This is a genomic window from Williamsia sp. Y853, assembly GCF_056786495.1.
This window is the reverse complement of the sequence record NZ_JBXCJC010000005.1, coordinates 63,667-79,415: the sequence shown is the minus strand read 5'-3', so window position 1 is coordinate 79,415 and position 15,749 is coordinate 63,667. Positions and strand designations below refer to the sequence as shown.

Below are 15,749 nucleotides of genomic sequence, written 5' to 3'. Positions count from 1 at the left end.
ATACCTCTCCCCCACTGCGTGATTCACAAACCCCAACAAGCACTCGATCGGCAGACGTTCACGACCGAAATTTCAAGAGCCGTCCACTGTCAGTTCCGAACCTTGAAACGAAACCATCTGCTCATCGAGGTACCGGCCCCTGCACGTCTGACACCGGCAGGACGATCATCTCGACGAGGCCATCACCGAGGTCCGACAGAGCCTTCTGCACATCGGTGAGCGACTGTGCGGGAGTCAAGATCTCGAGGCGGACCCGCGGCGTCATCGTCACCCTGCGGGATTGCCCCCGGACCTTATGGTCGACCGGGGTCGCTGAGGTGATGAACACCTCTGACACCACGGCGCGACGGGCTCCGGCGGCGAGTACCTCCTGCTCCGCACCTTCGGTACCCGCAGAAGTGATGACTGCGGTAACGAGATAGAGCCCCTCACCGGTAACGACCGGTCGCGCTGCGACGGGGGTGGCGGCGGGGTCACCGGTGGGGATCGGCAGAACCGGGTCATCGGTGTACGCCGACATCCCCTGCTGGACCTCATCGAGGTGTTCTTCGTCGTCGGGGTTCACGCGAAGTCCGATCGTCTTCTCGATCGCGATTGCGATCACGAGAGTGAGCACAAACGCGTAGGCGATGACCGAGGCAAGGGCGATGACCTGTTCGCCCAGCAACCCCCACCCTCCGCCGTGGAAGACGCCGTCACGGCCGATCGAATTGATCGCTTTCTCACCGAAGAATCCGACGAGGAGAGTACCCAGGATGCCGCCGATGAAATGAACTGCGAGAACGTCGAGTGCATCGTCGAGACGGGCGAGGTCCTTGAGTCCGAGCGCGCTTTGACAGATTATTGCGGCGAGAACCCCGATGATGACAGCCGCGTATGTGTCTACGTAACCGGCTGCGGGAGTAATGGTCGCCAGGCCCGCCACCGCGCCGGTCACCCCGCCGAGCACGGTCGCATGCCCCTCGCGGAAGCGCTCGATCACCAGCCACACCACCATCGCACCTGCCGCCGCCACCTGAGTGTTGACCAACGCCTGAGCCGCAACTCCGTTGGCCTGCAGACTATCTCCGGCATTGAACCCGAACCAACCGAACCAAAGAATGCCCGCACCGACGATGACGAGTGGGATCGAGTGTGGCAACGGCGCCCTGTCGGGCCACACCTTGCGTCGTCCGAGAACGATCAGCAGCGCCAGCGCGGCCGCGCCTGCTGTTGAGTGAACGACAATTCCGCCGGCCCAGTCCTGAGCTCCGCGCTCTGTCAACCATCCCGTCGGCGCCCACAACCAATGGGTGACCGGTGCGTACACGATCACCGACCAGATCGCGATCAACACCGCCCAGCCGAAAGGCTTGAGCCGGCTGGCGACAGCACCGGTGGCCAATATGGGGGTGATGATCGCGAACATCAACTGATACGCGAAGAATGCCAGTGTCGGTATCGCGACCGTCCCGGTCACCGCATGGAGGTTCGGGTCAGGTGCCTCGGCGATGTCCTTGAGTGCGACAAAGCTGAAGTCGGCGATGAATCCATTGGCCCGATCGTTGCCGTACGCGAAGGTGTAACCGAAGAAGAACCAGGTCAGAGTAATGACCCCGAGCGCCACCATGTTGTGCTGGAGCATTGCCAGGGTGTTGCGTCGGCTGACCATGCCGGCGTAGAAGAATGCGAGACCCGGTGTCATGAACAACACAAGGGCCGCACATACCAGTACCCACGCGGTGTCGCCGCTGTTGATCGTTGCCGTTTCGGCCAGCGTCGTCGATGTCATCGGACTTACCTCCGTGTGCCTACTGTGGATCGGCTTTCGTGGGAACCTCTGGTTCGCGGGGGAAGATACGGATACGCCGGAATTGTTCGTGCGGTATCAGGAAGAGCCACGTCGCGTGCATGATGACCGTGAAACCCGCTCAGGGCGCTGCGAACCCGGCAATTCGCCACCCTGGCGAATAGAAGACGATGCCCAGCGCCACCACGATGAGCTCGCGCAGAACCCGAAGAGCCCGCCTGTCCGGAGCCACTGCACTCGGTCTCGACAAAGCGCAGGGGACCGTGGTTGGAAATCAGCGAGGACCACGACCTCGCAGGGTCAACACGCATCGCGACCTCCGATCGTGACGCCGATCCGGTCCACTGTCGTTCGCTGCACGCAAGGCAGTCTCGGCTCGTTGCTGAAAGGCGACTGTTGCGATCCGAATCGACACTACGCGCACGATTAACCATCGGTTGCGGAATTGCGAGACTTGCTTGGTGGCTGAACTCGAGCCTTTATCGAAGTCGGCTCGGGATGTTGAACCTCCACACGCCAAAGAGGGCTCCGCTAAGTGCCTGTGGTCTATCCGATCTCTATCTAAGCGAAGCTTTACGTTCTGGTTTCAGCGAGGGGCAAAGGTAGATGTGGAGATTCATTCAAGTGTTTGGTGCTGCAAAGTCCACCGCTCGGCACTGCTTCCCCACTCTGAAGCTGAAAACCACAGCGAGCAAACCTGATTCGGCCACTTTCATTCACTAGCGACGCCTTCGGGACCCTTTCGTACTCGAACCCGAGACGATCAACCTCAATACAGGAGAACAGCCATGTCCGTGCCACCTGTTCTGCCGTCGCCGCCCGAGTACTCACAGCCTCAATATCTGCAGCCTGCGCCGAAGAAGGCGAAGAAGTGGCCGTGGATTATTGCTGGAGTCGTCGGGTTGCTGGCCATCGTAGGTATCGTCTGCGGAGGAGGCGAGGACGACTCGAAGGCCACCACCGCTGTCGCACCACCGGCAGCTCCCGCCCCGACATCCACCAAAGTGGCGGTACCGGCACCCGCACCTGTGGACACCCCAGAAGTCGCACCTGCCCCGGCCAGGCCGCAGATAAGTTCCAGTCAGCGGAACGCCGTCCGGTCCGCCGAGCAGTACATCGAGATGACGTCGTTCTCCAAGTCAGGCCTGGTCGAGCAACTGGAGTACGAAGGCTTCACGAGCCCTCAGGCCGAGTACGGTGCCAACGCAGCGTACTGATGGTCCGGCCCAAACGTCTCAGGCACTTGCTCCTCGTACATCCAATACAAGTGAATGCCGCGGGTTCTCCTCCTCGGTGTTCACAGAGCCGTCGCAACCTGCCACGCAGTGTGGATCGCACCCTCGATGTAGTCGACACTCACCGCGTCACCGACTACGTGCACGTCGGGTACAGAACCAATCAGAGCGTCGGCGAGTGGCGCCTTGGCCGATACGCCCGAGGCCACGACAACCATGTCAGCCGGTGCCGTCATCGACTTGTCGCCGACGCGGAATTCGACGTGCTCCTTCGTGATTCGCTGCACCGACGCGTTGCGGTGGATCTTCACACCCTTCTCGTTTGCGTGCCGGACAGCGGTCCAACGCCGAGGCATCGCCATCGGCACACCAAGTTGCTGCCCCTCCTCGAGCAACGTGACGTTGCGGCCCCGCTCGGCAAGGAACTCTGAAAGCTCCAGTCCGACAAGAGAACCACCGATCACAACGACATCTTTGCCCATCGGCAGGATCGTGCGGGTGACGGTCCTGATCGCCGCGGGGCTTTTGGTGATGCCGGACAGCTTGCCCAACCGGCCCATGGTCCGCAGGAACCACGGCACCTGGGAGACGTCACCGGACCCGGTCATCAACGCACGCAGGGTATCCCCCGTATGTACGTGCGGCAGATCGCCACCTGGAACACTGGGGCGGTCACGGACCGCGCCGGTGGCCAGGACGACGACGTCGGGATTGAGTGCCTTGATCGATGCAACCGTGGCTTCGGTCTTCAGTCGGATATCGACGCCGAGGCGCTCGACCTCCGCCTTCAGCCACCTCAGTAGTCGCTGGTTGTCGGGCGTCGTCAGGCTCGAGAACCACAAAGTGCCGCCGAGGCGATCAGACTTGTCCAACACAGTGACTCGGTGTCCACGTTCGGTGGCCACACGCGCGACCTCGAGGCCGCCCGGACCCGCTCCGACGACAACGACGTGCTTGGGGGCCACCGTTCGCACGAACGGGAGCAAGGTCTCGTTGCCCAGCGCAGGATTGACCGCGCACAGCGGCGTCGCGTCCCAGAAGTTCTCCTGAACGCAGACATAACAATTGATGCAGGGGCGGATGCGCTCAGGCTGTTGGGCTTTGAGCTTCGACACCAGTTCGGGGTCGGCCAGCAACTGTCGGCCCATCGCGACGAAATCAGCCTTGCCTTCGGCAATTGCCTTTTCACCGACCTCGGGGAGCACGCGGCCCACGGTGATCACCGGAACCGACACGGCCTTCTTCACCTCACCCGCCAGATCGATATATGCGCCGATCTTGTCCGGCAGCGGTCCATCGGTGAAGTTGGAGAACGGATTACGACCCCAGCCGGTGACGTGGATGGCGTCGGCGCCTGCCGCCTCGAACAACGCAGAAGCCTGGGCGGCTTCCTCGGTGGTGAGGCCGTCATCCTCACCGAATTCTCGGCCGGCCACGCGGACGAGAATCGCCAACGAGTCGCCGACCTCCGCCTTGACCGCCCGGATAACCTCGCACGTCAACCGCGCGCGGTTCTCGAGCGATCCGCCGTACCCGTCGGTGCGCTTGTTGTCAGCGCGGCTCAAGAAGCCACCGAGGACGTAGCCGTGAGCGCAGTGAATCTCGACAGCGTCGCCGCCGGCAGCCTTCACGCGTCCCGCGGCCTCCGCGAAGCAGCGCACCAACCAGTCGATGTCGTCCTGGGTGGCCTCGTGATAGGTGGCCTGCTTGCCGCCGGATACAGCAGCCATCTTCTTCAGTTCTTCAGGTGTGTTGTCGGCCAGCGCCGACATATCGCGCGCACCGCCCGGTGTCGAGGGGACCAGAAGCGGGCGCTCCTCAATCGTGTCGATGCGCGCCACCTTGCCGTGGTGTGTCATCTGCACACACAACTTGCTACCGGTCGCATGGACGGCATCGGCCAGTGCCTTCAGCCCCGGGATGAACCGATCTTCGGACAGACCGGGTTCCTTGGTGCTGGCGCATCCGACCGGATAGGCAACGGCGCAGCACCCGGTGATGATCAGCCCGGTGCCGCCGGCCGCGCGGGCCACGAAGTGGTCGATATCGCCCTTCTCGATTTCCCCGTCTTCACACAGGTTCATGTCCATGGCAGGCAGCACCACCCGGTTCGGAACCGTCATCGGGCCGATGGTGCCTGGTGCGAGCAGGTGCGGAAAGGTCTGGCTTCGGATCGTCACCCGAAGACAGTAGATCTCGAGGGCACTGGTTCGTCGCCGCGTTCCCAATCATCGAGACTTCGCGTGCACCCAAGTTGGCCGCGGACGCAGTTTCTACCGTGTGTAGTGCCCGACGAACAGTGTGAAAAACGTCGGCCCAACGCCGCACGATCGGTGATCACACGCCCAACCTGGGCGAGTAACTGCTCGATCAGCGGCATGAGCCTGGCACGGATCGCCTGTGTATTCAATGCGATACCGTATCGATTTGAGTTCCACATCTCACCAACTCGCGAGACTGATGCACGTCACACCGCGACGGTGGAAACGACAGGAGCGGCGCGGTGGCTGTAGAACGGCAAATCCGTTCCCGTGAGGTGCACATGACAATGCCCGACCAGTTCCCACAGCTCGCGTCCACCTCCGATACCAACGCAATGCGGTGTGCGTTCCTCGGCACGTCCAGCGTGGTGCTGCGCGACCAGCACACCACGGTGCTCACTGATGGGTTCGTGACCAGGCCGCGGATCGCCCGGGTGGCGCTCGGAGCGCTACGCCCTGATCGCCAGATCATCGCGAGCACCTTCGCCGGGCTCGGTATCGCAAATGCGGCATCGGTCGTGGTGACGCATTCCCACTACGACCACGCACTCGATGCGCCGACGGTCGCGACAATACTCAACGCTGACTTGGTCGGCTCACACTCCACACAGGAGATCGCCAGCGGTTACGGTTTCGACCTGGACCGTTTTAAACTTGCCAACCCCGAACTGCCGTTGAGTTACGGGGATTTCACCCTCTCGATCCGAGAAAGCGAACACAGTCCAGGCGACCGATGCCCGGGAGAGATCTCGGGGCCGTTGACTCCGCCTGCGAGGGCCGGCCGGTTCCGAACCGGAGAGACATACTCGGCGCATTTCGCCCACCCGGCCGGCGACGTGATCGTTCACGGTAGCGCCAACTATCGCCCGGATTGTCTGGCCGGACTACACGCGGATGTGATCTTCCTCGGCGTCGGGTTACTGGGCAGGCAAGACGATGCTTTTCGTCGGCGCTACTGGAATGAAACCGTCGTAGCCGTTGGCGCCCGCCGTGTGGTGCCAGTGCACTGGGACCGTTTCTGGCGACCGCTGACTGCGCCGATGCTGCCGATGCCACGTCTGGTCGACGACCTCCGATCGACCGCCCGATTCCTACGCGATCGTGCCGAGGCAGACGGCGTCGAAATCGCCGTCGCCCCCGCATCGACCTGGTGCGATCCGTTTGCGCCGCTACTCGACCCACGAGATGGCCCAGACCGTGGCCACCGGGAATGAGTCACCTGGGTGGATGCGGGCTCGGGCAGGTCCGAGCGCGAAGTGATTCGTCGGCGCGAGATAGGACGAAATCGACACACCGACAAAAGGACAGTGCCACAGTGAAACCATGGCCTCGACCCCTGCGACGCCGATCACGGTCCGTCAGCTGACCGCTGACGAGCGAAAGCTGATCATCAACTCAGACCCCTGGAAGTTCTGGAAGACGGTCAACGCAATCGAGTACACCGGCGGACGCGGCGAACATTTCTACGTCGAGCCAGGGTTTCAGACCGATTTCGCCTCCGTACCAAGAGTTTTCGCGTGGTTCCTGCCGCGCTACGGTCGCTACACCCGGGCAGCGATTCTGCATGATCATCTGGCGGCCCGCGCACGAAAGACCGACTTTTCTTGGCGAGACGCCGATGGAATCTTCCGCCGCGTGATGCGCGAGGACGGCGTCCCGTTTCTGCAACGTTGGGTGATGTGGGCCGGCGTGCGATGGGGTTCGGTCACCCAGTTCCGCACCGGCGGGCTGAAGGATTGGTGGCGCGATGCGCCCCTGGTACTGGTGACCTCAATCGTGGCGCTACCGGTATTATTGGGTCCCGTAATCGCTATTACCTTGTCCTACTTGCTATTTCTCATCTACGAGACAACGGCATGGGTCGTACTGCGTATCGGCCGACCCGCGAAAAGGGCCATTGGCCGCACTCCCGACAAACCACTGAACAGGCCACTATTCAGTAGTCATACCTGAGCTGCGGTCAGCGCGATACCCGATGCCCCCGCGCCGCATCGGCATCCGGGACCGCGACTAGTCGGGAGGTTCACTGGTGCCGGCACCTTCGTCAGCGATGTCGTCGGTCCCGTCGTGGGTCGCAGAGGCTGGGTCTATCTCTTGTGCGGGGTCCGGGACGCTGACGTGTTTGTCTTCGAGATCGTCGACTAGTTTTTCAAGATCTGTGCGACTTTCTGAACGATCCTTCTCAGACAATTATCCACCTTCCAGCGTCGACTGCCCACCGCGCCGAACAGCCGGTACCGCAAAAATTGCGGCGTATCTCCTGACTCATACCCAACTCGGCCCTGAGGGAAACCCCTGCGATGACGCGAGCGGATGCCTCAGTTCGTCCCGCACCGATACATCACGTACCGGCGCTGGTGATTGCGTGGTGGAGCTGCGCATGATCATCGAAATAGGCGGTATTCGCGCCGGACCGTTGAACGGTGTCGCTGCCACGGCCGGCCACCACCAGCACATCGCCCGGACCCGCGGCCGCCACCGCCAGGTCGAGGGCCGTCCGCCTATCGGGTTCTTCGACCACGCGAGCGTGGTGTGCCTGGCGGGCACCAGACAGGACCTCTGACCGGATGACGGCGGGGTCTTCATCTTCCGGGCTTTCATCAGTGATGATGAGCAGGTCCGCGTGGATCGCGGCGTACCGGCCCAGCGGCCGCCGTTTGCTGCGATCGCGGCCCCCGGTGGCGCCGGCCACCACGATCAGACGGCCACTCGCCAGTGACCTCAGATACGGCAGCAACGCTTGTTGACCGGCGGTGTTGTGCATGTAATCAACGATGGCGGTGAACGATTGCCCGGCGTGGACCGGTTCGCAACGACCGGGTATGGCGTGCAGTGATGAGATGCCCTCGACCGCAACAACAGTGTCCACACCGTCGGCGACAAGGGCGGTCAGTGCGACCAGCGCATTACTGACCTGATGCGGGCCCAGTACCTGCAACCGCACTGGTACCTGCCCATTCGGTGTATGCGCGACGAAACGGGAACCCGTCGCGGTCGATGACACGCCGTCGGCGTAGACATCGGCGGCCCGGTCGCCGGTCGAACACGTCCAGACCTCGGGGGTTGTTGTGGTGGCAGCCAGACGAGCACCGTAGGAATCGTCGATGTTCACCACCGCTTTGTCGGCGCGCTCGGGGATGAACATGGCCGCTTTGGTGCTGTAGTAATTTTCCATCGTGCCGTGGTAGTCGAGATGGTCACGACCGAGGTTGGTGAAAGCCATCGCCCGGTACCGGATGCCATCGACTCGCCGTTGATCGATGGCGTGAGAGGAGATTTCCATCGCGCACGCGGTCACACCCTCGCGCCGAAAGTGAGCCAGTGTTCGGTGCAGCGTCGTCGCCTCGGGTGTGGTGCGCTCGGGCACCAGATCACAGCCCGGTCCCCTGATTCTGGCGCCGGAGATCAGCCCCACCGCTTCCCCGGCGGCATCGAGCCCAGCGTCGAGAAAGTGTGCGGTGCTGGTCTTTCCGTTGGTGCCCGTGACCCCGAAGACCCGTAGTTCAGCGGTGCACGTGCGGTGAAACCAGGCACACAGCGGACCGACGACTGCTCGCGGATCGTCCACGATCACGCTCGGTAGCACCGCAGACGGCCGGTCGCTGACCACGACCACCGCACCGGCGGCCCGGGCTTCGAGTTCGAAATCCAGTCCATGCCAGCGCCCGCCGCGGAAAGCGACATAGGCATCACCCGCACATAACGTGCGTGAGTCGTCACCGACGTCCCGCACCACCGCGCGACCCGCACCCGGGTCGCCAACAAGCCTGGCACCCAGGAACCCGGCCAGAGCCGAAACCGTGATCTCTGCACCCGCGGCAGACGCTGCGGAGGGATGGCCGGTGAGCTCACTCATCGAATGCAGACCGGCTCGACCGTATTCGAAATGGACAGGGGGAAGGCGGCCACCACAGTCGCACTACGGCGCCGTGAGAAACCAAAAGCGAATGTTCGAGTCGCAAGGCCGATCAAAACTCCAGCGTCGATCCCGCCGCGTGCTCGCGGTGTCATCGGCTGTTTCATCAGCGAGCGTTACCCACCCTCGAATCATCGCAAACCAACCGGGGTCGGACACGTCACATATACAACCCGGTCCAGATGGAATACACGCCGCCCAGTGCAGGTTGCAAACACCGGCGGTGCCCGGTTCATTGCCCCGGGTCCTACACTCTGCCGCCACGAGCGGCCTACCGCCGAGAGGCGCATTGACGGGCACCGTCGTTCTGTACAAGAGCCGCTGACCTAAGGGTTAGCGGCTCGTGCCAGATCCGCGCGGGGTAATCCACTGATGGAATACATACCCGGCAGTCGCGGTTGTAGCAGTCGACGGTGCCCGGTTCATTGCCCCGGGTCCTACACTCTGCCGCCGCGAGCGGCCTATCGCCGAGAGGCGCTTTGACGGGCATCGTCCCTGTGTACAGAGCCGCTGACCTCACGGTCAGCGGCTCTGTCATTGGTGGAGGTACGGATCTATCCGAAGACCCATGGCAAATGCTGCGTTTCGCTCGGGCAACGACGCTGCAGGGTTGGCATCGACCCAGTGTGGCAACGTATCTCATGTCCAGCGTGTATTTCCGCTGACTCAATGTTCGTTCCTCGCTTGATACGCGTACCACCCGGCTGTGCGATCGCCGCCGCCTGGAATGTCGATGGTGCGCCAACCCCGGGCGTGGGCACGGTCGAGAATGAGCCGCTCACAGCGTGGCCGATCTGTCGGAGTCGACCTCCACTGATCAACGAACGCGGCAATCTGAGGCAGAACGGTCATATGCCGGCCGCCATCAGAGCCCGGACACGGCGCCGCGGGAATATCGCTCCACAGATGGCCCCCGACGACCGGATGAACGAAACCATCACCGATTCGCGCCGACATCATCTTGCTGTATGCCCTTGTGCCCGCGGCATTCACGCCGTCTCCGTGGTCGCCACCCAGCGCCAACATCAGTTCCTCACCGAGCAACTTTTGATACTCGGTGGTTTCTTGGCACCCCTCCAAGACCGGCTCGGCGCGCTCCTTCCTTCGGAATCGCGACATAACCTCCGCGACCAATTCGGATACGTCAGGCGGAATGAGCGGCGGCACCTCGCGTAAGCAACCGTCCATGATCCTCAGATACTGCCGACTTCCCAGGACGAATGTGTCCCAGGTGCCCTCACCAACCGCGCATTGGGTTGCCCGGCGGAGGAATTGGTCGAAAGCGTCGCGGCGAGAAGGAACAATGCGACGCATACTGTCCACCTGCGTAACGGTCATCGACCCAAATACGAACTGTTCGAGGATCGCGTCCTCAATAACGAGACTCACATGTATCCCCACGCGCTGGGAGAACCGACAGACGACGCCGTCGGGCGTGGGGTCACCGACAACGATTACAACACACCCTCGTGGGCAGGGGAAGAAAACCGGCGTGGGAAGCTGCGCAGCGACTATGAATCCGCTTGTCCTCCGGACGGTCATATGGCATCCTGCTCGTCGTGTACCTACCGATGTCGTCGCCCGATGGGCGTCAGGAGGTTGCCGGCGTGATCGTCGGCAACATCTGACTTCGTCGCCCCGCAGACGCGTGTGCCATTCCCAAGGCCCGCGTCGGCTCTGCCACACCCATCGGCGAATACACACTGACCAGGACACTCATGCAACCCTTGACCGACCAACAGGTCCGTAATTCTCTCGTGAACGCATCCGTGCGCGAACGCAAAGCTCTGACACTTCCTTCCAAGTTCGATGAGATCGACTGGAACGAAATAGATTTTCTCGGCTGGCGGGATCCGAAATTGATTCAGGCCGGCTATATGGTCATCCCGATTGACGATGAGATGGTTGGCATCATGCTCAGACTCGGTGGTCGCCAGCCGCACCGACGTCCGCTGTGTTCGTTCTGTCAGGACGTCCAGTTACCCAATGAAGTGGCGTTTTACAGTGCGAAGCTTGCCGGGACGTCCGGACGCAACGGCAACACCGTCGGAACTTTGGTCTGCACGCATTTTCAATGCTCCGCGAACGCCCGGGCACGTCAACCGAAGATGTTCAGCGGCGACGATCCAGAGATCGTGAAGCAACAGCGCATCACGACCCTCCGAATACACCTATCCGGTTTCGCCCGTCGAGTCCTCAAGGGGTAGAGCTCATCCCGGGGTGCTCGGGAACGGTGACGCGCCGGATCAGAGGTCGGGAATTCGGAGTATCTGGCCGACCTTGATGACGTCCGGATCGGGAATGTGATTCGCCGCCGCGATCGGCGCGGTCAGTCAGGCGGTCCCGCATGGGGGTGGTGGAGCGACGAACCATGGCCCCGAGTGGTCGGCGTCGGCAGCACGATCGGAGACACCGTGGTCAATCCGCCGCGACGGGGACATCCGGAAACGACGACAACTACGGCGGCGGACCCGCGCTGCGTGCACTGATCGGGTGGGCCCGGACAAACCACCCGTAAGCGTGGGGCCGAGCCCCACACCGGGTCAGCCGGGTCCCTCCACCAACTCCAAGGTGTTTCCGTCGGGATCGGAGAAGAACGCAAGTCGTTGCGCGGGACCGATCTCGATCGGTCCCATCTGCAACCGACCACCGGCGGCGATGCCACGTTCGACGAGTTCGTCGAGTCCGCCTGCGACGTAGAACGAGAGATATCGCAAACCGGTTGCAGCGAGGAACGAGCCCGCCGGTTCGACCGTCGTCGGCGGCTGCGCGGGCACCATCACCTTGAGGACCGTGCCGCCCGCCCCGAGCCGGTGCACCGTTCCCGAACCTGCTTCGGTGACTTCGAGCCTGTCCATCTCGAAGACGGTTGCATAGAAGTTCACGAGGGCGTCATCGGCGCTGACAAGCCCGATCTCGATCCGGTCCAACACCATGTGGCTCCAATCCCTGGCTCGCGCCGGCACGGAAGGAGCGACGCAAGAGCAACAGTTCCACAGTCGACAATGATATTCTGCAATTTCAGAACATGATTCTTGATGCTCGCCAAGCCGGAACAGTTACTCGGCCCCAGGGAGTTCGTCGGGACCCATCGAAAGCGAGAAGGCAATGGAGCGATTAGGAATCGAGATGCTCAGCGTCTTCGGGTTGCCGCCCGTCGAACACATCGAGCTGGCGGCAGACCTCGGCTGCCGTCACATCTCGTCGGCTTTGACGTCGTTCCCTTACGACCCACCCTTTTATCCACCGTTTTCACTGCGCGACGAGCCCGCTCTGCGGCGGGAGATGCGCGCAGCCATGCGGGACCGGGGGGTGACGATATCCCTCGGCGAGGGGATGTCGGTTCGTGGCGGCATGGACATCCGAGACAAATCCACTGACTTGGCGTTCATGGCCGAACTCGGGGTCGCCCGGGTCAACACCGTCTCGCTCGACCCAGATCTGAGCCGCAGTATCGATCAATTCGGCATCCTGGCGGAGATGGCAGCCGAGAGTGGGATCGAGACGACGGTCGAGTTCAGTCCAGGGACAACCATTGGTGATCTGAACACAGCCCTATACGCAGTCAAAGCTGTTGGCAGATCGGACTTCCGGATCCTTGTTGACACCATGCACCTCGTCAGGTCCGGGTCCGGCGCAGATGACCTCGCCGCAGTTGATCCAGACCTCATCGGCTACGTCCAACTCAGTGACGCACCGCTGGTCCCGGTCATCGGCAATTACATGGAGGAGTCCATGTTCGAGCGGATGTGTCCGGGAACCGGCGAGTTACCGCTCCGCGAAATCCTCGCCGCCCTGCCCCGCGACCTCGTCATCAGCCTCGAGTTGCCCATTCGCTCGGCGATGCAGGCGGGTGTGCCACTCTCTGCACAGCTCGGTAAGGCCCTGGAAGCAACCCGCAACATGCTCGCGCAGATCGATCACATCAAATGACGGAGAACACACAGATGACGCGTATCGGCGCCTCGGATCTCGATGTCTACCCACTGACTTTGGGCGGCAACACCTTCGGCTGGACCAGCGACCCTGCAACCTCCTTCGCCGTGCTCGACAGCTACGTAGCAGCAGGCGGTAACTTCATCGACACCTCGGACAGCTACACCCAGCCCGGCAAGACCGACGGTGACTCGGAAACGATTCTCGGGCAGTGGTTCCAGAAACGTGAACGGCGCGACGACGTTGTCCTCGCGACCAAGGTCGGCCTGCGGACGGAGACCTTTGGTCTGGCTCCAGAGAACGTGGCCCGGGCCGCGGAGGCCTCACTGATACGTCTGAACACCGATTACGTCGACCTCTATTACGCGCACTACGACGACCCGAAAACACCGCTGGTCGAAACGGTCGCCGCCTTTGATGCCCTGGTCCAGTCGGGGAAGATCCGACATGTCGGGATCTCGAACTACTCCGCAGACCGGGCAGCCGAGTGGCTGTCGGTGTGCGAGGACAACGGATTCGCCAAACCTATTGCCCTACAGCCCAACTATAGTTTGGTAGCGCGTGAAGGCTTCGAGGCAGAGATGCGGCCACTCGCCGAGAAGTTCGACCTCGCCGTGTTTCCGTACTGGGCATTGGCCAGCGGATTCCTCACCGGCAAGTACCGAACCGAAGCAGACCTCGAAGGGGTGGAACGCGGACCATTGGCAGGCCGGTTCTTCAGCGCCGACGGGCTCGCGGTGGTCGCCGAACTCGACACCATCGCACAGGCCCATGACGTCGCGATCGCGACCGTTGCCCTCGCGTGGACGAGGCAACAACCGACGATCGTCGCACCCATCGCCAGCGCCCGTATCCCGGAACAACTCGATGCCCTACTCGCCTCTGTCGATCTCACTTTGACCGCAGCCGAACTAGATCGGCTGGACAGCATCTCGTCGGTCGGCTGAAACCGACAACTCCGCCGACACCAGTCACCCACGAAACCTGAACTTCCACGACGTTCCCACCTTCGATAGCGGCAGTCTGAGTCGGGCTGGGGGTGCCCTCGGGCACCCCCGTACCCGGAGATTTCTGTGGGCCAGGCGATCCGTTCGCTGTTGACCAAGGCAGAAGTTGTACCCACACAACAAAAGTGGCCTGGTAGGTTGCTTCTCGACTGCAGCTTCCTCTCGATCTAGACCGCGAGTTAAGGACCAATACAGTGGCACCTACGGAATCCACGACCGACTTCACCGAGTCGTCCGTCGAGCGGATGCTCGACATCTTCGATGTCGAGGAGGCGGGGCCCGACCGGTTCACCGGCACCAGCGACGGCGGGGCGCGACAGGTGGCCGACGGCACGCAATTGCTCGCCCAGGCGATCGTGGCGACCGCCAAGCGTTTTCCCGGCAAGTCCATCAGGTCGGCCCGTGCGGTCTTCACCCGACCTGTCGATGCCGCAGTTCCAGCCGAGTTCGAGGTGGACGTGATCCACGAAGGCCGATCGATGGCGAGCGCCAATGTGGCGGTGTGCCAGGGCGGCCGGCGATGCGCGATGGTGTCGGTGCTCGCCGATGTACCGACAGAAGACATCATCCGACACTCGGCTCCCCGCCCGGATGTGGCGTCACCCGCCGAGTCCAACTGGCGTGACATGCCCATGACCGGACGCGAAGTCCGCCTCGTCGACGTCGCGGACGTCAACAGCCCCGACGAGGTGGGTCCACCCGAGTTATACGCGTGGCTCAAGTACGACCCAATCCCCGACCGCGACGACCTGGCGAAGGCATTGCTGGCGCACTTCACCGGCCATCTGTCGGTTGCCACGACCATGCGGGCGCACGCCGGGATCGGCACGAGCCAGGCGCATCAGACCGTATCCACGGGAGTGATGACCGTGACCATCGGCTTCCACGAGCCGGTGGCGTGGGACGGGTGGATTCTCTACTCACATGAGAGCACGCAGGTCGGTGCCGGGATGACCTACGTGCGCGGCCAGGTGCATACCGAAGCCGGCGAGTTGCTGGCCTCCTTCACCCAGGAAGCCATCATCCGGCCGATCAGATCTACGGACGCCGGCATTCCAGCGGCGAAGCGACTGTGAACCGCAGACACATTCGCAGATCCCGCCTGTGATCGGCATTGCCATTCCTTTCCCCAGGAGCCCATATGACAACGCAGCACATCAGCGCCTTCAAGGACAGACCCGACTATCGCGTGGACATCCTCGCCCGCCGAAATGTCGTGACGGCGTCTGTCGGTGGTCGACCGCTGGCGCAGACGTCCCGCTCTCTCCTCGTCGACGAGCAAGACCATGGTTTGGTCTTCTATTTCCCCCGCACCGACATTCACGTCGAGCTGACCCGCGACCCCGATACGAAGAGTCGCTGTCCGTTCAAAGGTGAAGCCACACACTGGCGTTTCGACGATGATGGCGATTCCGCGATCTGCTGGAGCTACGAGACCCCGTTCGAAGAGGTAATACGACTCCGCGGATACGTTGCGTTCTACCAGGATTCGGTCGACGTCCGCGTGGGGCAGGCGCATCCTGCGGTGTCGTGGCGTCCGCCGGCGACAGGCAAATAGCGGCTTTCCTACCGTCGTCCGGGCATCACCCGGAGCGGCGATCGTTG

The 15,749-nt window shown here is 62.4% G+C and carries 12 protein-coding genes; 8 read left to right on the top strand and 4 right to left on the bottom strand.

The window, feature by feature from the left end:
• Positions 1-121: 121 nt before the first annotated feature.
• Positions 122-1,771: an ammonium transporter gene (locus tag AC1TPF_RS24935; protein WP_482141637.1), complete on the bottom strand. Its 1,650-nt coding sequence runs from the start codon at positions 1,769-1,771 to the stop codon at positions 122-124.
• 806 nt (positions 1,772-2,577) lie between these two features.
• Here AC1TPF_RS24935 and AC1TPF_RS24930 point away from each other — a divergent pair.
• Positions 2,578-3,006, top strand: coding sequence for an Ltp family lipoprotein (locus AC1TPF_RS24930; protein ID WP_482141635.1), 429 nt, complete (start codon positions 2,578-2,580; stop codon positions 3,004-3,006).
• 80 nt (positions 3,007-3,086) lie between these two features.
• Here the strand turns inward: AC1TPF_RS24930 and AC1TPF_RS24925 are convergent, their stop codons facing one another.
• Entirely contained in the window at positions 3,087-5,204 is a 2,118-nt protein-coding gene (locus AC1TPF_RS24925; RefSeq protein WP_482141634.1) for an oxidoreductase, read from the bottom strand.
• 362 nt (positions 5,205-5,566) lie between these two features.
• Here AC1TPF_RS24925 and AC1TPF_RS24920 point away from each other — a divergent pair, with 362 nt between their 5' ends.
• Positions 5,567-6,499 carry an MBL fold metallo-hydrolase gene (locus AC1TPF_RS24920; protein ID WP_482141632.1) on the top strand — a complete coding sequence of 311 codons (933 nt, stop codon included), beginning with the start codon at positions 5,567-5,569 and terminating at the stop codon, positions 6,497-6,499.
• 109 nt (positions 6,500-6,608) lie between these two features.
• Positions 6,609-7,238: a DUF1353 domain-containing protein gene (locus AC1TPF_RS24915; RefSeq protein WP_482145625.1), complete on the top strand. Its 630-nt coding sequence runs from the start codon at positions 6,609-6,611 to the stop codon at positions 7,236-7,238.
• Between the two features lie 388 nt (positions 7,239-7,626).
• On the opposite strand, the gene AC1TPF_RS24910 is transcribed toward AC1TPF_RS24915, so the two are convergent.
• Positions 7,627-9,141: a Mur ligase family protein gene (locus tag AC1TPF_RS24910; RefSeq protein ID WP_482145624.1), complete on the bottom strand. Its 1,515-nt coding sequence runs from the start codon at positions 9,139-9,141 to the stop codon at positions 7,627-7,629.
• Between the two features lie 1,778 nt (positions 9,142-10,919).
• On the opposite strand from AC1TPF_RS24910, the gene AC1TPF_RS24905 reads away from it, so the two are divergent.
• Positions 10,920-11,408 carry an FBP domain-containing protein gene (locus tag AC1TPF_RS24905; protein ID WP_482141624.1) on the top strand — a complete coding sequence of 163 codons (489 nt, stop codon included), beginning with the start codon at positions 10,920-10,922 and terminating at the stop codon, positions 11,406-11,408.
• 336 nt (positions 11,409-11,744) lie between these two features.
• Here the strand turns inward: AC1TPF_RS24905 and AC1TPF_RS24900 are convergent, their stop codons facing one another.
• The gene (locus AC1TPF_RS24900) at positions 11,745-12,137 is read right to left on the bottom strand and encodes a VOC family protein (RefSeq protein ID WP_482145623.1); all 393 of its coding nucleotides are present in this window, start codon (positions 12,135-12,137) and stop codon (positions 11,745-11,747) included.
• A 172-nt stretch (positions 12,138-12,309) separates the two neighbouring features.
• Here AC1TPF_RS24900 and AC1TPF_RS24895 point away from each other — a divergent pair, with 172 nt between their 5' ends.
• The 4 genes from AC1TPF_RS24895 to AC1TPF_RS24880 all read left to right on the top strand — a co-directional run bounded on the left by AC1TPF_RS24895 (position 12,310) and on the right by AC1TPF_RS24880 (position 15,702).
• Positions 12,310-13,134 (top strand): sugar phosphate isomerase/epimerase family protein, encoded by an 825-nt coding sequence (locus AC1TPF_RS24895; protein WP_482145622.1) that lies wholly within the window; start codon positions 12,310-12,312, stop codon positions 13,132-13,134.
• Between the two features lie 14 nt (positions 13,135-13,148).
• Positions 13,149-14,084, top strand: coding sequence for an aldo/keto reductase (locus AC1TPF_RS24890; RefSeq protein ID WP_482145621.1), 936 nt, complete (start codon positions 13,149-13,151; stop codon positions 14,082-14,084).
• A 305-nt stretch (positions 14,085-14,389) separates the two neighbouring features.
• The gene (locus AC1TPF_RS24885) at positions 14,390-15,220 is read left to right on the top strand and encodes an acyl-CoA thioesterase (protein ID WP_482145709.1); all 831 of its coding nucleotides are present in this window, start codon (positions 14,390-14,392) and stop codon (positions 15,218-15,220) included.
• 65 nt (positions 15,221-15,285) lie between these two features.
• Complete coding sequence (locus tag AC1TPF_RS24880) at positions 15,286-15,702, top strand: DUF427 domain-containing protein (RefSeq protein ID WP_482145620.1); 417 nt, start codon at positions 15,286-15,288, stop codon at positions 15,700-15,702.
• Positions 15,703-15,749 lie beyond the last annotated feature (47 nt).